The sequence below is a fragment of the Alteromonas sp. RW2A1 genome (assembly GCF_001886475.1).
In the GTDB taxonomy this organism is placed as follows: Bacteria; Pseudomonadota; Gammaproteobacteria; order Enterobacterales; family Alteromonadaceae; genus Alteromonas; species Alteromonas hispanica.
Genome location: NZ_CP018031.1, coordinates 3,272,170 through 3,290,330, shown reverse-complemented (window position 1 = coordinate 3,290,330; position 18,161 = coordinate 3,272,170). Strand labels below are relative to the sequence as shown.

Below are 18,161 nucleotides of genomic sequence, written 5' to 3'. Positions count from 1 at the left end.
AGCGCTTTTGCTTAAGAAACTTTTTGTGAAATATCTTGAGTGATGATTCGGTTCTTCCCTGTATTTTTTGCGGTATAAAGTCGGGCGTCTGCTGTTTCCAACTGAGCCTCTAGACTGGGGTGAGTTTCAGAGCTAACGCCTATACTGCAGGTAATATTTAGCTTATGCGGCGTGAAAACTGTTTGACGCACCGTATTCATAAACTCATATAGAGCCGAGTAATATTTTTCAGAGGGTTGCGTTGAAACTATCGTAAACTCTTCCCCACCGTAACGTACAACGAGATCGTTTGAAAAATATTTTTTAAGAAGAGATGCGAATTCCTGAAGGAAATCATCGCCTGCCTTGTGACCATATGTATCATTAACCTGCTTAAAATTGTCGGCATCAATCATAGACACAATGATATTGCTGCTGCGTTTTTTGTCGGCGTAAAGCTCGTCTGCGCGTTTGTGTAAATAACGTCGGTTATAGACCTTTGTAAGTGCATCAAGATTGGCTGAATCTTTGATGGTTTGGATCATGTCTTGTGAATCGAGGTTATGCATTATTCGGGAGAAAAACTCCTCGTGATGAAGTGGCTTGCCCAGAAAGTCATTAGCGCCACTCTTAATAAATTTAGATGTAAGAACGCTGTCTTTTGTTGCTGACAGCCCTATAAAAATAACATCCTGCATACCGCGTTCATGGCGTATTGTCTTGACCAGCTTGTAACCGTCCATAGATGGCAAATTATGAGCAGAAATTATCAGTTTTATATCGTTATGAATATCTAACTGATTGAGAGCATCTTCACTGCTGTACGCTTCGTTTACCTTAAATTGAAATTTTCTTAGCAGACTACAAATGTGGTCTCGGCTATCCTGCGAGTCATCAACCACCAGCACAGAAACAGAAATGTTCTTTCTAATTCTGTCTATGAGATTAGCTACTTGAACATAGGAGTAGGGCGATTCTTTTGTGATGTAATCGAGAATGCCCTTTTCTAAAAGTTGGTTGCGGGTAGATTCATCGAAATTCCCAGACAACACAATGGCGGGAACATTGTGGGAAAGTACCAGATCTACGCTTTCTCCGTTAGGTGCATCGGGTAGATTCAAATCAACAACAGCCACTAAGTACTCTGTGCTTTTACTCAATGCCCGCTGTGCCTCCGCATAGTTCTTACATAACTCGCAGGTAAAGTGCGGGTTATCTTCAATCAGTTTTTTGACGATCATGCGAACCGTTACGCTATCTTCAATTACCAGTATTTTATACATCGATGCAGCTTTTTTATTAGATACTAATAAATATACGCAGAGAATGTAAAAAAAGCCCTCTTGAAAAGGGCTTTCTAAACTAATGTATGAGAAAAAGCGTTGGGTATAAGGAAGCGTTATACCTGCGAGGGGGGAACTCTTACAGTGCCTTCCATAAGTACACGTGCACTTCTGCTCATGGTGGCTTGCTCTATGTGCCAGCCGCCATCTACAAATTGCGCTTTGGCACCAACTCGTAATGTGCCAGATGGGTGACCGAATACCACTGCTTCTCTGTCTACGCCACCAGCACTCAAATTAACAAGTGTTCCAGGAATAGCTGCTGCAGCAGCAATGGCAACCGCAGCTGTACCCATCATGGCGTGGTGTAATTTACCCATCGACATAGCTCTCACTAGAACGTCAACATCAGAGCCTAAAATATCCTTTCCGCTTGATGCTTTATAACCAGATGGAGGCGCAACCATGGCGACTTTTGGAGTGTGCTGACGATTTGCGGCTTCACCAACATCGTTGATCAAACCCATTTGAACGGCACCATAGGCTCTTATAGCCTCAAACTTGTTTAGAGCCTGCGGGTCGCTATTGATATCGTCTTGCAGTTCTGTGCCCGTATACCCAATGTCTTCAGCATTTATAAAAATAGTGGGAATACCGGCATTGATCATAGTGGCATGTAACGAACCAACACCTGGCACTTCAAGAGTATCCACCAGTCTTCCCGTAGGAAAAATAGCGCCCTCACCATCGGCAGGATCCACAAAAGCAACTTCTACCTCTGCGGCAGGAAAGGTTACGCCATCGAGTTCAAAGTCACCGGTTTCCTGAACCTCACCATTGGTAATTGGAACGTTAGCAATAATGGCTTTGTTGATGTTGACCTGCCAAATATGCACTACAGCGATGCCGTTGTCTGGAATTTTACTTTTATCGACCAAGCCATTGTTTATGGCAAACGCGCCCACTGCTGCGGTTAAGTTACCGCAGTTGCCACTCCAATCGACGAAGGGTTTATCGATGGCAACTTGACCGAAAAGGTAGTCAACGTCGTAACCTTCTTGTTCACTCCTGCTAATAATCACGGTTTTACTGGTACTTGATGTGGCTCCACCCATACCGTCGGTATGTTTACCGTAAGGATCTGGGCTTCCAATCACGCGCAGCAACAGGGCGTCTCTCTCGGCGCCAGGCTTTTGTGCAGCCTCTGGCAAATCCGTTAAATTAAAAAATACACCTTTACTTGTACCGCCACGCATATAGGTAGCGGGTACTCGAAGCTGTGGCGCATACTGTGTCATGTTTATTCCTTTTTCTTTTGAGTAAGGGAAAGTTTGATTGCGGTTTGAAACACGCGGTGAATACATCCATGTACGCTCCCCAGCCGCATCCATGCGGCTGGAGGGTTTCAAACCGAAATCAAACTCCCTCTAAAATAATTAAACATCGTTAGAGGAGAGAGGGTTTCAAATCGCAGCCAAACTCCGCGCAAAAACTACAGCCTCCATTAAAGAAGGCTAGTGAGTTAGGTTCAGGGCCCTCAATTCGCATGGATGCGAATTGGGAGCCTACAGGGACGTATTTACGGCGTGCCCTGCACCTAACTCACTTGCCTTCCTATCATGACGGCTGATTTGACCCGGCTTAGTGCTTTCTACCCAGTCAGCCAAATGTTAAGACCACTTAGCCAACCTCGGCTTCTAAGAAGTCTTTTGCAAAGCGTTGTAAAACACCGCCGGCGCTGTAAATAGAAACTTCTTCCATGGTGTCTAATCGACAGGTAACCGGTACTTCAAGTTGCTCACCGTTAGCACGATTTACCACGAGGGTAAGGGTAGCGCCTGGTGAAGGCTCACCTTTAACATCGTAGGTTTCAGTGCCATCTAGCTCGAGTGTTTTGCGGGTGGTGCCCGGTTTGAACTCTAGCGGAAGTACACCCATTCCGATTAAGTTGGTGCGATGAATACGCTCAAAACCTTCCGCCGCAATCACTTCAACACCTGCTAAACGAACGCCTTTTGCCGCCCAGTCTCGTGACGAGCCTTGGCCATAATCAGCACCGGCAACAATAATCAAAGGCTGTCTGCGGGTCATGTAGGTTTCAATTGCCTCCCACATGCGCACAACTTTGCCTTCGGGTTCAATACGCGCCAGCGAGCCTTGTTTCACTTCGCCATTTTCTTGCACCATTTCGTTATACACTTTTGGGTTGGCAAGCGTGGCACGCTGAGCAGTTAAATGGTCGCCTCGGTGGGTTGCATAAGAGTTAAAGTCTTCTTCAGGCAATCCCATCTTGGCTAAATACTCACCGGCTGCACTATTTGCCATAATCGCATTTGAAGGTGATAAATGATCAGTCGTGATGTTATCGCCTAAAATGGCAAGGGGGCGCATGCCTGTCATGGTGCGCTCTGCGTCCATAGCGCCTTCCCAATAAGGCGGGCGGCGAATGTAGGTGCTTTGCTCTCGCCATTCGTAAAGTGGGTCGATATGGCTGCCATAATCTACGCTTAAGTCGAACATTGGCTCGTACACTTTTCTAAAGTGCTCGGGCTTAACGCTCTCTGCCACAATGGCATCAATTTCTTCGTCACTTGGCCAAATGTCTTTTAACGTTACAGGGTTGCCGTCGTTATCAATACCCAATACATCTTTTTCGATATCAAAGCGGACCGTACCTGCAATGGCGTAAGCAACAACCAAAGGCGGCGATGCTAAGAACGCTTGTTTGGCATAAGGATGAATACGACCATCAAAATTTCGGTTGCCCGATAGTACTGCGGTGGCATATAGATCGCGGTCTATGATTTCCTGTTGAATCTTAGGGTCAAGTGCGCCACTCATTCCGTTACAAGTAGTACAGGCAAACGCCACGATACCAAAGCCTAAAGTTTCAAGCTCACTCAGCAAATTAGCCTCTTCAAGATAAAGCTTTACCGCTTTTGAGCCAGGCGCTAATGAGCTTTTCACCCACGGTTTACGGGTAAGGCCGCGCTGATTGGCGTTACGAGCAATAAGACCTGCAGCAATTACGTTTCGCGGGTTAGAGGTATTGGTACAGCTTGTAATGGCAGCGATGATTACTGCGCCGTCAGGCATTTTATCGTCTTCTTGTTCCCACTTAGCCGCAATACCGCGACTGGCAAGATCGCTTGTTGCCAAACGTGCGTGTGGATTAGACGGGCCTGCCATATTACGACCTACTGATGATAAGTCGAAGGTAAGCACACGCTCGTATTCAGCAGTTTTTAAATCATCAGCCCATAAACCCGTGTGCTTGGCGTAGTTCTCTACTAAGGCTATTTGTTTTTCTTCACGACCGGTAAGGCGCAAATAATCGATGGTTTGCTGGTCGATATAGAACATAGCCGCAGTAGCGCCGTATTCTGGTGTCATATTCGAAATGGTTGCACGATCGCCAAGGGTAAGGTGTGAAGCACCTTCCCCATAAAACTCTAAGAAGGCAGACACCACACGCTGCTTACGCAAGAATTCAGTTAGTGCCAAAACTACATCGGTAGCAGTAATACCCGGCTGTGGTTTACCGGTTAATTCTACACCCACAATGTCTGGCAAACGCATGTAGGATGCGCGACCAAGCATTACGCTTTCGGCTTCAAGGCCACCTACACCAATAGCGATAACACCAAGTGCATCTACATGAGGCGTATGGCTGTCTGTTCCTACTAAGGTGTCAGGAAACGCAACGCCATCGCGAGACTCAATAACTGGTGACATGCGCTCCAAATTGATTTGGTGCATGATGCCGTTTCCTGGGGGAATAACATCTACGTTTTTAAACGCCGTCTTTGTCCAATTGATAAAGTGAAAACGATCGTCGTTACGTCTGTCTTCAATGGCGCGATTTTTTTCAAAGGCGTCTTTTTCAAAACCTGCGTGCTCAACTGCTAAAGAGTGGTCGACAATTAGCTGGGTAGGAACCACTGGGTTCACTTTAGCAGGGTCACCGCCTTTTGCCGCTATCGCATCGCGCAAGCCTGCTAAATCAACCAGAGCAGTTTGGCCAAGAATATCATGGCATACAACACGAGCTGGAAACCAAGGAAAGTCGAGGTCGCGTTTGCGATAAATTAGCTGTTGTAGCGCTTTAGTTAGTTGCTCAGGTGGGCAACGGCGCACTAAGTTTTCAGCAAATACGCGAGAAGAGTAGGGCAGCTTTTCGTAAGCCCCAGACTCTATGGTATTTACCGCCTCGCGGGTATCGAAGTAATCGATACCCGCGTTTGGTAGGGGTTTTCGGTAATCAATATTCATAGCGTATTACCTTACGCTCGGTCAGCGATTGATGGCACTGGACGAAGCTCTTCACCGGTATAATCAGCCGATGGGCGAATAATACGGTTATCAGAACGCTGTTCCATCACATGTGCTGCCCAGCCTGTTAAGCGAGACATTACAAAAATTGGTGTGAAGAGTTTTGTAGGAATTCCCATGAAGTTATAAGCAGAGGCATGGAAAAAGTCTGCGTTACAGAACAGTTTCTTCTCGCGCCACATGACTTCTTCGCAGCGTACTGAAACTGGGTAAAGCACTGTATCACCCACATCGGCGGATAGCTTTTCAGACCACGCTTTTATAATGCCGTTACGAGGGTCTGAGTCGGCATAAACCGCGTGACCAAAGCCCATAATTTTTTCTTTGCGCTCTAACATGCCCATCATTTTTTCTTCTGCATCGTCGGCAGAGGTAAAGCCTTCAATCATTTCCATAGCGGCTTCATTTGCGCCACCGTGTAGTGGACCACGAAGTGAACCAATGGCACCAGTTACGCACGAGTGCATATCTGATAATGTTGATGCGCATACGCGAGCTGTGAAGGTTGAGGCGTTAAACTCATGCTCTGCATAAAGGATGAGCGAAACATGCATAACTTGCTCGTGAAGTTCGCGTGGCTTTTCGCCGTGAAGCATGTGAAGGAAGTGGCCGCCAATAGAATCATCATCGGTTTCAACTTCAACACGTACGCCGTCGTGAGAAAAGCGATACCAGTAGCAAATGATGCTAGGGAAACACGCGAGCATGCGATCAGTCACTTCTTGCTGCTCGTCAAAGCTCTTTTCCATTTCAAGATTACCTAACATGGAACAACCAGTGCGAAGCACGTCCATTGGGTGAGCATCTTTTGGAATACGCTCAAGAACTTCTTTAAGCGCGTCTGGTAAACCGCGCATGCCGCGAAGTTTTTCTTTATAGCTATCTAGCTCAGCCTGCGTTGGCAATTTACCTTTTAAGATAAGGTAAGCCACTTCTTCGAACTGGCATTTATTGGCCAGATCTTTTACGTCATAGCCGCGATACGTTAAACCTGAGCCTGATTTGCCTACGGTTGATAATGCTGTTTTACCTGCAACTTGGCCGCGTAATCCCGCGCCACTTAATTGTTTAGCCATCTTGTAATCTCCGGTCTTTTAAATTTGTAAGGTACGTTAGTAAAAAATCTATTATGAAAAAGGAACGGATTCCTTAGTCGCTGTTAAATGTAAACTTTTATAAGCGGGCTCAATGCATTGAAAAGTGGGGGCGGTACTTAGGTCGTTACCCCTGCGAGGCATGGAGGCCGAGCCGGAGCCCCCATGGATGGGTTCACGGCGTGGTAACGACCTAAGTACCGCTCCCGCTTCAATAGTACATTGCGTCCCAGTTACTGTTTAATGTGTTTAATTTAGTTTTTACCTTTAGCGAAAAGCTCATCTAGCTTTTGCTCGTAATCGTGGTAACCAAGGTAATCGTATAGTTCCATGCGGGTTTGCATGCTGTCGACAACAGCTTTTTGATCGCCATTCTCAAGAATAGACGTGTAAACCATTTCTGCAGCTTTGTTCATGGCTCTAAAGGCGCTTAATGGGTAAAGCACCATACTGGCTCCCCATTCACCAAGCTGTTCTTTGTTCCATAGTTCGGTTTGGCCAAATTCGGTAATATTGGCAAGAATAGGCACATCTAGTGCGTCGGCAAAGGCGCGGTAGTGTTCTTCGGTTTTTACTGCTTCAGCAAAAATGCCGTCTGCACCGGCTGCTACATAAGCTTTAGCGCGTTCAATCGCCTTTTCCAATCCTTCTTGAGCGAAGGCGTCGGTGCGAGCCATGATGAAAAAGTCAGGATCGGTTCGAGCATCTACCGCCGCTTTTATGCGGTCTACCATTTCTTCTGTGCTAACAATTTCTTTGTTAGGACGGTGTCCACAGCGTTTCTGTGCAACCTGGTCTTCCATGTGCACAGCAGCTGCTCCCGCTTTTTCCATATCGCGAATGGTTTTGGCTATATTGAAAGCTCCGCCCCAACCAGTGTCGATATCTACTAATAAAGGAAGATCGCATGCCGATGTAATACGCTGCACATCTACGATAACGTCGTTAAGCGAGGTCATACCTAAATCGGGAAGGCCGTAAGATGCATTCGCTACACCACCGCCAGAAAGATAAATAGCTTGGTGACCAATGGATTTTGCCATCATGGCCGAGTAGGCATTTATGGTGCCCACGATTTGAAGCGGTTTGTTTTTAGAAAGGGCGTCTCTAAATTTTTTTCCTGCACTCATTTTATTTACTCGCTTAACGTGAAGTAGGGTAGAGGTGAATGAAAGTTAAAAAAGCTTTATTACATTTATGCATTATGAAGCTTCTTCTCTATATTATTTTTTGAATAAAGAATGTGTCTGCGCATGAGTATTTCTGCTAACTCTTCATCTCGGTTAGCAATGGCGTTTACAATGTGTCTGTGTTCATCAAATGCCGTGGTTACCCGCGGGCCTGCCATGCCAAGCTGTACGCGATACATTCGTACTAAGTGATATAAGCCGTCTATCAATACGCTGATGAGATGGCTGTTTTTACTGCCAGTGACAATACGGTAATGAAAATCTACATCGCCCGCTTCTTGATAGTAGCTTTCGCCACCTTTTACTTTATTAAAGTGACTGTCTAGTAAACCTTGCATAGCAGCAATTTCTTCATCGCTCATGTAGCGAGCTGCAAGTCTAGCTGCCATGCCTTCTAAGGCTTCACGAACTTGATACAGTTGAACTAAGCCTTCAGGAGATAGTGCAACTACACGAGCGCCTACGTTGGCTTTTCGCTCAACAAGGTGACAAGTGGCAAGACGATTTATCGCTTCTCTTATTACTGCGCGCGACACTTCATATTTTGTCGACAACTCGGTTTCACTCAATTTACAGCCGGAAACGATCACGCCTTCGACAATGTCGTTTCTTAGCTGATAAAAGGTCTTATCTGCACTGGTAATAGGTTGTTCGTTATTGAGAGTCACTATGAAAAACTTATTTACTGATAATGTCGACAATATAGGCGTTTTAAAATTCAATATCAAATTTTAAAGGCTTAATTGTCGACAAAATAAGATTAAAGTCTTATGAGGAAGTCATTTAGGCGGGCTGTGGATTCAACTATTTGTTTTGGTTCAATGACTATGGAGGGGATAGAGAAATTACGAAGAAGCATGTTTTGGAAAAAATATTTCTTCTATTGGAAGACTGTAATGATTTAGCGATAGAGATGATGAGATAGAAATGGTCGTAAAAATCGCTATTTCCTGTCCACTTGGTCAGGTGGCTAAATTAATGTGGATGAGGTGTTTTTATGTTTTGATGCGTTTTGAGAGTGTAGTAATTTTTTGAATTTTAAGTTAAAAAAATGTTTTTCAAGTCGAGTTGGTTAGGTCTAATCAGTTAACCTATTGGTCTAGTTAGCGAATTTTAAATTTGGTGAAAAAATGATATTTATCTTTGCATGAAGCGCATAAGTCGGTATCATATCCGTCCAGTTTTGAGCCTGAATTTATCCTGAAATTTGGCGAAGACTGGTGTAAATATTTCTATTTACGTTCAGCTACTGCATGCATAGACATGCACGTCTTTGCCCCTTGTTATTTCAGCTCCAAATTTAAGTTCAATCGTTCCTTAGAAGAACGTTAAGCACCTGATTATACGCAGTTAATACCAAACACTCACGCAAAGGGGTTACACCACATGACGAATCGTACTGACGTGTCAAAGACACTCGCCAGTAAGCTTTCTCCTGTCGCTTTAGCAGTAGCGATGACCGTTCCAGCATTATCAAATTTTGCCGTTGCACAAGAAACACAAGATGTAGAAGCAACAGAAGAGCAAAAGTTTGAAGCGATCACAGTTACCGCAACAAAACGTCCACAAGTAATTTACGAAGTACCAATTGCCCTTAGCGCTTTTGATGGCGATAAGCTAGCTGCTCAAGGTATTACCGACTTAACTGATGTGGGTAAATTTGTACCTAACTTGAACGTTACTGGTTTCTCAGCAGGTCACACTTCATCAGTTAACCCGTTTATTCGTGGCATCGGTTTACAAGACCACCTTATTACCACTGATCCTGGCGTAAGTGTTTACGTTGACGGTGTCTACTTGGGGCGTCAGGTAGGTCAAAACTGGAGTCTGAACAACATACAGCGTATTGAAGTTTTGCGTGGTCCACAGGGTACACTTTACGGTCGTAACTCTATTGGTGGTGCTATCAACATCATTACTAAAGAGCCAGATCAAGGCGATGTAACCAAAATCAACACAGAGTTTGGTACCCGCGGCCGTGTGAAAGCAGACTTGTTTGTTAACCACGCGCTTTCAGACACCTTAGCATTCAACGCAAACCTATCGTTTAACAAGCGTGATGGCTTAGGCGAATTTATTAACGTTCCAAATGCAGAATACGATGTAGGCGAGACAGAAGACGTATCTGGACGTGTATCAGTTAAGTGGGAACCATCAAACGATTTTCGTATGGTGCTAACGGCTGACGCAAACAATGGCGACGGCGGTCTTCGTCCATACACTGTGCTTATCGATGAAGTTGGTTCTGCGCGTTATTTTGGTGGCGGAAACGGCCTAGGTGTTGAACTACGTAACTCAGACGTTATTCCTGAAGGCACTGACCGTTATGACAACGCCACTGGCACAGAAGCTGTTACAGGTGTATCGAACGAAGCGCGCGGTATTGCACTTACTACCGAGTGGGACATTAATGACGACTACACTGCTAAAGTTGTTGCTAGTCAGCGTACTTCAAAATACAAAGCTGGCCTAGACGATGACGGTACCGTTTTCTCGCTAGACCAATTCCCTGAGCGTGGTGAAGCAGATCAAACATCTGTTGAATTCCAATTAAACGGTTACTTGAACGAATACACAGATTTTGTTGCGGGTCTTTATTACTTCAACGAAGAAGGTAGCAATCGCCAAGGTGAAGACTCTAGCTTCGACGGTGGTGGAAACTTACTTGAGCTAGACCAAGAAACAACATCAAAAGCGGCTTACATCAACGTTCGCCACGACATCAATGACGAACTATCTGTATCGGGTGGCTTGCGTTACACCAAAGATGAGAAAGACGCTTCTGCAAATGTATTCTCAGCACTGGGCACTATTTTCGACTCCAACGACTGGAACGAATTAACGTGGGAATTAGCCACTAACTACACGTTCGAAAATGGTATGACGGGTTACGCAACTATTCAGTCAGGCTATCAATCTGGCCAATACCCAGCGCGTCCATACTGCCTAATTGGTCAGTTCTTTGGCGCTGGTGGCTTCGACGATATTGACGGTGCACAAGCTGCGGTTCGCGCTAACAACTGCTTTACTGCTTCTGACAATATTACGGCAACAAACTACGAAGTGGGTGTTAAAGGTCGTATCAATGAATATGTTGATATGAGCGTTGCCGTGTTTAACACTGAATTTGAAGATCTGCCTTATCAAGTAAGTCGTGTAAGTGAAGGTGGTTTCGATACAGCTAACTTAGTTGTTGAACAAACTTCTCGCGGTATTGAACTAGATACAACGCTTAACTTAGGCAATTTCAGCATGATGACCAGTATTGGTTATATGGATGTTGATGTGGAAGAGCAGGCAGGATTTAGTCCTGTTGCACCGCTTACTCCTGACCTAACGCTTGCTATTGGTCCGCAGTATACCTTCGAACTTGATGGCGGCGACTCAATTCGCGTGCGCGCTGACTACTCATACCGTTCAGAGATGTACGGCGAGCCAACATCTGCACCAGAGCGTATGACTGAATTAGATAGCCGAGAGCTGGTTAACTTTGATATTGCTTATACGCCAGCAAACGAAGCTTACACAGTAGCATTGTACGGTCGTAACATCTTTGATGAGCGTTATGATAATGCTCGTTTAAATACTGGCGATTATATTCTGCAAATACTTAGCAACGATGCGAGTGAGTTCGGTGTGAGATTTAGCACTGAGTTTTAATAAACGCTAGATTTTATCTGTGTGCTCGCGAAATGCGCTAGCGCCATAAAGACATTAGAAGCCGATCGTTTGATCGGCTTTTTTGTTTTTTTCGCTTTTTACTAGGTGTTTACACCGTTAAACATCTCATGGCACTTGATATATTAACCGCTTCTTATGATTAATTACGTTTATGAACTTGTTTTCATGTTCGTATTAGAATAGTTTTAAAGAATTACTAACGCGTGAGTAAATCTATTTTAAACGTGTCAATTGGCAGGCGCGCCGTGTAGATTTATTATTTTTGAATAAAAGGATTCGCAGGGTGGGGCTACTTTCTAAGCTAAAGCGCTCGTGGACAGAGCGAAAATTTAAAAAGCACGACTGGCGAATCATTCAGAGCATTCCTTTTAATATTTTCGAAGAAACTATAGCCTCTCATGTTGATGATGGTTGGGAAATAGAAGAAGACTATTTGCCACTTAAAGCCTCTACAAACAAGTGGAAATGTGAGCTAAAGAAAGGCACCAGTATTTTGGTGTGCACATGGTCTAGTGAACACCAAGGTCAAATTGTGGGCCCTGAAAGGGTGGTAACAGGCCTGGCGTCTTCGCTCAATTTGCCGGCTTTCACTTCTCCCCAATAACCATTTTATTCTGAAATGTGCTACAGCCATCCTTTTTGCTGCGCTATTCGAGCAGCATCAATGCGGTTTGTTGCATTTAGCTTTGAAATAGCCTCTGAAAGATAATTTCTTACCGTACCTTAAGCTAAAAACTACGCGGTAGCGATATCGTGGGTTTTCATCCTCTGTGATGTAAGTTTAAACGCTGACATTTCTTTTTCAGAAAGTGGGCTGTTATCGTCTAACGCCATTAGCGCACATTCGGTAGAGATAACGACTTTTCCTAGATTCACCTCGAATACTTTATTGTAAGTCATAAAGGACGGGGATGCCCCAGCGCTGAGGTAAGTCACAAACATCTTCAATCTATAAAGCGAACAGGCAAGCATTGCCGAAGACGGCTTTGTAAACCAAATAGGCCTAGTTTCAGTATTCTACTGTCTTAGTAATACGCTTTTTAGTATCGTGTTACTTTGCCTGAGCGTGTTGGATGCACCAGAGAAAAATCACCAAGGCCTTCGTGAAGGTAATGAAAACTAGAAAGGAAAGTTTCATCTAATGAGCCTATTTTGGATCCCGATTTTATTACTCATCGGCACCCTTGTACCGAAAGCTACCGAAGGCCTCGGTAGAAACGTATGCACTGCCATGACGATGCTCGCGCCCGCGGCATCATTGTCTATTATCGCGAGTTTTGCCCCCGCTATATTTGCTGGCGAAGTTATTACCGACTACATCGAATGGATCCCAGCGATAGGCCTTACACTGTCAATGAGGCTTAATGGCCTTGCACTGCTTTTTGCGTTTCTTATCCTAGGTATTGGCCTTTTAGTTATCTTTTACGCGCGCTACTACCTGTCTTCAAAAGAGCCCGTGGGGCGGTTTTATGGTTTTTTGATTTTATTTATGACCGCAATGCTCTCTATTGTGCTTGCAAATAATTTGCTGCAGCTTTGGATGGCGTGGGAAATAACCAGTATAAGCTCGTTTTTATTAATAGGGTTTTGGTCTGCTAAGTCGGAATCCCGGAAAGGGGCCCGTATGGCGCTTACCGTAACGGGTGCCGGTGGATTAGCTTTACTCGCAGGGTTTCTTTTAATAGGTGATATTGTAGGAACTTACGATATAGGTGTAATAGTAGATAGCGCCAACATCATAAGAGAACACAGCCTCTATCCAGTGGTGTTGGTATTAGTGCTAATTGGTGCATTTACCAAGTCGGCACAATTTCCTTTTCATTTTTGGCTACCCCATGCCATGGCAGCACCTACGCCAGTAAGTGCCTACTTGCACTCCGCTACTATGGTAAAAGCAGGGATATTTCTTTTAGCGCTACTTTACCCCGTATTAGCGGGCACTGAGCTATGGTTTTTATTAGTCAGTTTGGCGGGGCTAATGACGTTTTTACTTGGCGCTTATGTGGCTATGTTCAAACACGATTTAAAAGGCGTGCTCGCGTATTCCACTATTAGTCACCTTGGGCTTATTACCCTATTGCTAGGTTTGAATACCGAGTTAGCTGCGGTGGCAGCGCTTTTTCATATTATGAATCACGCTGTGTTTAAGGCCTCGCTATTTATGGCTGCGGGTATCATCGACCATGAAACCGGTACGCGAGATATGCGAGAACTCAGCGGACTTTGGCGCTTTATGCCCTATACTGCCACGCTAACAATGGTGTCTGCTTTATCAATGGCAGGTATTCCTTTATTCAATGGTTTTCTGTCAAAAGAAATGTTTTTTGCCGAAACCTTAGAGCAGGCTGTTTTTGGTTCGCTATCGTGGATGGTGCCTATATTCGCGACGGTAGGCGGCGTGCTGTCGGTTGCTTACTCACTGCGCTTTATCCAAGACGTATTCTTTAAAGGTGAACCAGAGGCGCTGCCTAAAACGCCTAAAGAGCCTCCCATATTAATGATGCTGCCAATCGCGCTATTGGCTGTACTGTGTATTTTAGTCGGCGTTTTTCCTGGGTTTATGGCTGGTGATTTACTCGCTATTTCAGCATCTACGCTATTCCCTGCGTCATCTTTACCTTACTACAGCTTGTCGATATGGCACGGGCTCAATATTCCGCTGCTGATGAGCGTAATCGCTATTGTGGGTGGGGTAGTATTGTATATTAACCGTCATCCTCTTTACCGCTTTCAGTTTCAGTTCAACGACCCAGATGCAAAGCTGATATTTGAGCAGGCCATGCAGAAACTCGCATTGTATGCTCAGAAAATGCATAACACGCTAGACAATGAATCACTGCAGCGCTATGTAGGGTTGCTGTTCCTGTTAGTGATAGTGATGACCGCACCGCCCTTGATAATGCTGAACAACGCCGCGGGAAGTTCACCACTCCAATCTGTAAACGGCATTGAAATTATACTGGCGGCAATACTGTGTATTGGCGCTATCGCGACTGCTATTTTGCATAAACAGCGTATGACTGCACTCATTGCAATTTCGGTAGTGGGGCTTGTGGTATCAATTACCTTTGCTCGTTTTTCGGCGCCGGATCTTGCGTTAACCCAGTTAGCGGTAGAGATTGTTACGGTTATTTTGTTGATGCTAGCACTGTTCTTTTTACCCCAAAAAACCTCTGCCGATTCAGCGCCAAAGCGGGTGGTTCGCGACTTAAGCATTGCCGCCGTTATAGGTGGCATTGTGGCAACCATTAACTATGCAATAATCACTCGTCCCTTCGAGACTATCTCTGACTTTTTCGTGGAAAACAGCAAAACAGGCGGCGGAGGCACCAACGTCGTTAATGTTATTTTGGTAGATTTTCGTGGCTTCGATACCATGGGCGAAATTACCGTTTTGGGCATTGCTGCACTGGGGATCTTTAAGTTGTTGACCAGAATTCCCCTTGCCATGCCGTCGGCCGATGACAAGGGTATTCCATGGACAAAGGATATTCACCCGCCTATTTTAGTGATGATTTCTCAGTCGTTGCTTCCTCTTGCGCTGTTGGTGTCTGCCTATATTTTTGTACGAGGTCATAATATGCCCGGCGGTGGGTTTATTGCAGGCTTAGTTACCTCCGTAGCGCTTATACAACAATATATTGCCCACGGCGTTAAGTGGGTAACACCACGTATACCTGTTAATTATCAAAGTGTGATTGCATGGGGCGTTTTGCTGGCGGTACTTACAGGAGTGGGTAGCTGGGCTTTCGGAAAGCCATTTTTAACATCGTGGTTTGATTATTTCGATATTCCTTTCATCGGAAAGACAGAGTTGGCTAGCGCACTGGTATTCGATTTAGGTGTTTATCTCACGGTAGTTGGGGCAACGTTATTAATACTGGCAAACCTAGGTAAGCTTACCACCGAGCATCGCCCTACGATGGAGGAAAACTAATGGAATTACTGTATTCACTTTGTGTAGGCGTGATGACATTTAGCGGCGTATTTCTATGTTTGCGAGGCCGCACATTTCCAGTGGTAATGGGGTTAATGATGCTTGGTTATGCAGTTAATTTATTCTTGTTTTCAACTGGGCGACTAAGTTTAGACGGCGCCGCTATTTTAGGTAAATCAGAAACCTACGCAGACCCACTTCCTCAGGCCTTAGTATTAACGGCAATTGTAATTGGCTTCGCTATGACTGCCTTTGCGGTTATTTTGTCTATGCGGGCAAGGGCCGATCTTGGTAATGATTTTGTGGATGGGAAAGAGCCACCTGGCAGACCAAAGCAGTCGGTGTCTCGCTGGAGTAGTAAGCAATGATGGACCATTTACCCATACTACCCATTCTCGTTCCTCTGATAGGTGGGTTGCTTCTTTTACTGCCGCCTTTTGCTGGCATTGAGCGCTATGTAAATAGAAGAGTTGCAGCGGCATTTTTGTGCTTACTGCAAATTGCTATTTCAATAGCGCTAATGGCAAAAGTTATAGATGCTGGGCCTATTATGTATGCTGTAGGTAACTGGCAGGCACCTTTTGGCATCATATTGTATGCAGATTCTCTAGCCGCACTTTTGGTTTTTCTCACTGGCTTCCTGGGGCTAGCATCTACGCTTTATTCCTTTGCTGGTACCGACCGTGAAGGACGTTATTTTCACCCTGTAATGCAGTTTCAGTTAATGGGGATAACCGGAGCCTTTTTAACACACGACTTGTTCAACCTGTTTGTATTTTTTGAAGTGTTATTAATCGCATCTTATGTGCTGCTGGTTCACGGTGGCGGAAAGCAAAGAACCCAAGCCAACGTGCATTATGTGATATTAAACCTTGTGGGCTCCGCCATATTCTTGACCGCCTTAGGGACTTTGTATGGTACTACCGGAACACTCAATATTGCAGATATGTCCCTTAAAATAAGTACTTTATCAGAGGCAGAGCAAGTGCTGGCCAAAGTAGGCGGCATGATGCTATTGGTGGTGTTCGGACTTAAAGCCGCTATGCTGCCATTACACTTTTGGTTGCCCAATACCTACAGCGCTGCCAGTGCGCCTGTGGCTGCGCTATTCGCCATTATGACAAAAGTGGGTATTTACAGCATATTTCGGGTGTTCACCGTCATCTTTGGCGATGAAGCGGGGGCGCTCAGCAATATGATTTTGCCTTGGATATGGCCGCTCGCTATTTTAACGGTGATTGTCGGAACGATTGGTGTACTAGCTAGCCCTAACTTACGCAATATTGCGGCTAATACGGTGCTTATATCGGTAGGCACTTTGTTAATGGCTTTCGCAATAAGAGGCCCTGAAGCAAGTGCGGCGGCATTTTACTATGCTCTGCATAGCACATTGATTTCCGCAGTGCTCTTTATGCTTGCCGATATGATAGGGCAGCAGCGAGGCAAAGCCTTTGACCGTTTTGTTATCGCTAAAAAGGTGACTCAACCAGCACTGCTTGGCGCGCTATTTTTTGTGGCTGCTATGGTGGTTGTTGGCTTGCCGCCTTTTTCTGGCTTCATCGGCAAGGTGGTGATTTTACAATCTGCCGCGTCTGGGCTCGATAAGGCTTTAGTGTGGTCTACGCTACTTATCTCTACGCTACTCACTATTATTGCCCTTGCGCGAGCTGGTACAACACTTTTTTGGAGGCAGGCTGGCGATAGCAGCAACTCAGAAAATGAGTCGGCATCTTTCTGGCAAGTTGTGGGTGTTGTATTACTGTTGGTGGCGTCTCCAATAATGTCCGTTTTTGCTGGGCCTATTACCGAATACACTTCGGCAGCCGCTGCTCAGCTTCATGACATACGACTTCCTGTGAGTATGTTGCAGTTACAGGGAGGTCAGCAATGAGTTTAATGTCACGCCTGCTTCCCACGCCTGGTCGAAGCGTTATGTTACTTGTTATATGGTTAATGTTGAATGTGACCATAAGCCCAGGCCACATTATTTTGGGGACTGTGTTTGCTATAGCAATCCCCTTATTATGTGCACCGTTACAAATTTCACAGCCGAGAATTAAAAAGCCCCTTAAAGCACTTAAATATTTCTTTATGGTGCTAAGCGATGTGGTAGTGGCAAATGTGCAGGTGGCTATTTTAGTACTTGGCCCTATGAGCAGAATTAAACCTGGTTTTGTTGCCGTGCCACTAGACTTAACAGAGATAAAACCTATTACCATGCTTGCGAGTACAGTAACTATGACCCCAGGCACTGTAACCGCTGAGCTCTCAAAAGATAAGCGCTATTTGTATGTGCATGTGCTGCAAATGCCTGATGACGAGCAGGAAGTGATACGGCTCATCAAAGACCGATACGAGTCGGCGATTAAGGAGATGTTTCAATGCTAGCATTTACTCTACTTTGTGTAGGGATCATGATTTCTATAGGGTTAGTCCTCAATCTATGGCGCTTATTAGTCGGGCCAGATGTGGTAGACCGCATATTGGCACTCGATACTATGTTTATTAATAGCATCGCGCTAATCATGGTGTACGGCATACACAAAGGCACGTCACTGTATTTTGAGGCGTCACTACTTATTGCCATGCTAGGTTTTGTGAGTAGCGTTGCATTCGGAAAATATATTCTTCGCGGCGATATTATTGAGTAAAGGCTGATTTAAAG

At 45.0% G+C, this 18,161-nt stretch carries 14 protein-coding genes; 7 read left to right on the top strand and 7 right to left on the bottom strand.

Translation table 11 applies throughout. The annotated features are described in order from the left end of the window. Positions 1 to 11 precede the first annotated feature (11 nt). The 6 genes from BM528_RS14615 to BM528_RS14590 all read right to left on the bottom strand — a co-directional run bounded on the left by BM528_RS14615 (position 12) and on the right by BM528_RS14590 (position 8,579). A complete protein-coding gene (locus BM528_RS14615) occupies positions 12 to 1,262 on the bottom strand; it encodes a diguanylate cyclase domain-containing protein (protein ID WP_071980460.1) in 1,251 nt (416 codons plus the stop codon). Positions 1,263 to 1,378: 116 nt separating this feature from the next. Beyond that, entirely contained in the window at positions 1,379 to 2,560 is a 1,182-nt protein-coding gene (prpF, locus tag BM528_RS14610) for a 2-methylaconitate cis-trans isomerase PrpF (protein ID WP_071980459.1), read from the bottom strand. A 382-nt stretch (positions 2,561 to 2,942) separates the two neighbouring features. Continuing rightward, positions 2,943 to 5,534, bottom strand: coding sequence for a Fe/S-dependent 2-methylisocitrate dehydratase AcnD (acnD, locus tag BM528_RS14605; protein ID WP_071980458.1), 2,592 nt, complete (start codon positions 5,532 to 5,534; stop codon positions 2,943 to 2,945). 11 nt (positions 5,535 to 5,545) lie between these two features. Then, positions 5,546 to 6,670 carry a bifunctional 2-methylcitrate synthase/citrate synthase gene (gene prpC, locus BM528_RS14600; protein ID WP_071980457.1) on the bottom strand — a complete coding sequence of 375 codons (1,125 nt, stop codon included), beginning with the start codon at positions 6,668 to 6,670 and terminating at the stop codon, positions 5,546 to 5,548. A 272-nt stretch (positions 6,671 to 6,942) separates the two neighbouring features. After that, entirely contained in the window at positions 6,943 to 7,818 is an 876-nt protein-coding gene (prpB, locus tag BM528_RS14595) for a methylisocitrate lyase (RefSeq protein ID WP_071980456.1), read from the bottom strand. A 65-nt stretch (positions 7,819 to 7,883) separates the two neighbouring features. Beyond that, positions 7,884 to 8,579, bottom strand: a complete 696-nt coding sequence (locus BM528_RS14590) for a GntR family transcriptional regulator (protein ID WP_203565756.1) — start codon at positions 8,577 to 8,579, stop codon at positions 7,884 to 7,886. Positions 8,580 to 9,264: 685 nt separating this feature from the next. Here BM528_RS14590 and BM528_RS14585 point away from each other — a divergent pair. Then, entirely contained in the window at positions 9,265 to 11,538 is a 2,274-nt protein-coding gene (locus BM528_RS14585) for a TonB-dependent receptor (RefSeq protein ID WP_071980454.1), read from the top strand. A gap of 304 nt (positions 11,539 to 11,842) precedes the next feature. Next, on the top strand, positions 11,843 to 12,163 hold the full coding sequence (locus tag BM528_RS14580) for a hypothetical protein (RefSeq protein WP_071980453.1): 321 nt from the start codon (positions 11,843 to 11,845) through the stop codon (positions 12,161 to 12,163). Between the two features lie 131 nt (positions 12,164 to 12,294). On the opposite strand, the gene BM528_RS18895 is transcribed toward BM528_RS14580, so the two are convergent. Then, positions 12,295 to 12,459, bottom strand: coding sequence for a hypothetical protein (locus BM528_RS18895; RefSeq protein ID WP_157812704.1), 165 nt, complete (start codon positions 12,457 to 12,459; stop codon positions 12,295 to 12,297). Positions 12,460 to 12,700: 241 nt separating this feature from the next. Between BM528_RS18895 and BM528_RS14570 the strand changes: the two genes are divergently transcribed. Genes BM528_RS14570 through BM528_RS14550 form a run of 5 tightly spaced genes read left to right on the top strand, consistent with a single transcriptional unit; the run spans position 12,701 to position 18,147 of the window. Continuing rightward, entirely contained in the window at positions 12,701 to 15,496 is a 2,796-nt protein-coding gene (locus BM528_RS14570; RefSeq protein WP_071980451.1) for a monovalent cation/H+ antiporter subunit A, read from the top strand. Next, positions 15,496 to 15,864 carry a Na+/H+ antiporter subunit C gene (locus BM528_RS14565; RefSeq protein WP_032097389.1) on the top strand — a complete coding sequence of 123 codons (369 nt, stop codon included), beginning with the start codon at positions 15,496 to 15,498 and terminating at the stop codon, positions 15,862 to 15,864. Before BM528_RS14570 ends, BM528_RS14565 begins: the two co-directional genes overlap by 1 nt. Then, positions 15,861 to 17,387, top strand: a complete 1,527-nt coding sequence (locus BM528_RS14560; RefSeq protein WP_071980450.1) for a monovalent cation/H+ antiporter subunit D — start codon at positions 15,861 to 15,863, stop codon at positions 17,385 to 17,387. The genes BM528_RS14565 and BM528_RS14560 overlap by 4 nt, the downstream gene beginning before the upstream one ends. Further along, complete coding sequence (locus tag BM528_RS14555; protein ID WP_071980449.1) at positions 17,384 to 17,884, top strand: Na+/H+ antiporter subunit E; 501 nt, start codon at positions 17,384 to 17,386, stop codon at positions 17,882 to 17,884. The genes BM528_RS14560 and BM528_RS14555 overlap by 4 nt, the downstream gene beginning before the upstream one ends. Beyond that, on the top strand, positions 17,878 to 18,147 hold the full coding sequence (locus BM528_RS14550) for a K+/H+ antiporter subunit F (protein ID WP_071980448.1): 270 nt from the start codon (positions 17,878 to 17,880) through the stop codon (positions 18,145 to 18,147). Before BM528_RS14555 ends, BM528_RS14550 begins: the two co-directional genes overlap by 7 nt. Positions 18,148 to 18,161: the final 14 nt, after the last annotated feature.

Coding starts and splice junctions, on each gene's coding strand:
- BM528_RS14615 (WP_071980460.1), bottom strand. CDS start 1,262: ATGTATAAAATACTGGTAATTGAAGATAGCGTAACGGTTCGCATGATC.
- prpF (WP_071980459.1), bottom strand. CDS start 2,560: ATGACACAGTATGCGCCACAGCTTCGAGTACCCGCTACCTATATGCGT.
- acnD (WP_071980458.1), bottom strand. CDS start 5,534: ATGAATATTGATTACCGAAAACCCCTACCAAACGCGGGTATCGATTAC.
- prpC (WP_071980457.1), bottom strand. CDS start 6,670: ATGGCTAAACAATTAAGTGGCGCGGGATTACGCGGCCAAGTTGCAGGT.
- prpB (WP_071980456.1), bottom strand. CDS start 7,818: ATGAGTGCAGGAAAAAAATTTAGAGACGCCCTTTCTAAAAACAAACCG.
- BM528_RS14585 (WP_071980454.1), top strand. CDS start 9,265: ATGACGAATCGTACTGACGTGTCAAAGACACTCGCCAGTAAGCTTTCT.
- BM528_RS18895 (WP_157812704.1), bottom strand. CDS start 12,459: ATGACTTACAATAAAGTATTCGAGGTGAATCTAGGAAAAGTCGTTATC.
- BM528_RS14570 (WP_071980451.1), top strand. CDS start 12,701: ATGAGCCTATTTTGGATCCCGATTTTATTACTCATCGGCACCCTTGTA.
- BM528_RS14565 (WP_032097389.1), top strand. CDS start 15,496: ATGGAATTACTGTATTCACTTTGTGTAGGCGTGATGACATTTAGCGGC.
- BM528_RS14560 (WP_071980450.1), top strand. CDS start 15,861: ATGATGGACCATTTACCCATACTACCCATTCTCGTTCCTCTGATAGGT.
- BM528_RS14555 (WP_071980449.1), top strand. CDS start 17,384: ATGAGTTTAATGTCACGCCTGCTTCCCACGCCTGGTCGAAGCGTTATG.
- BM528_RS14550 (WP_071980448.1), top strand. CDS start 17,878: ATGCTAGCATTTACTCTACTTTGTGTAGGGATCATGATTTCTATAGGG.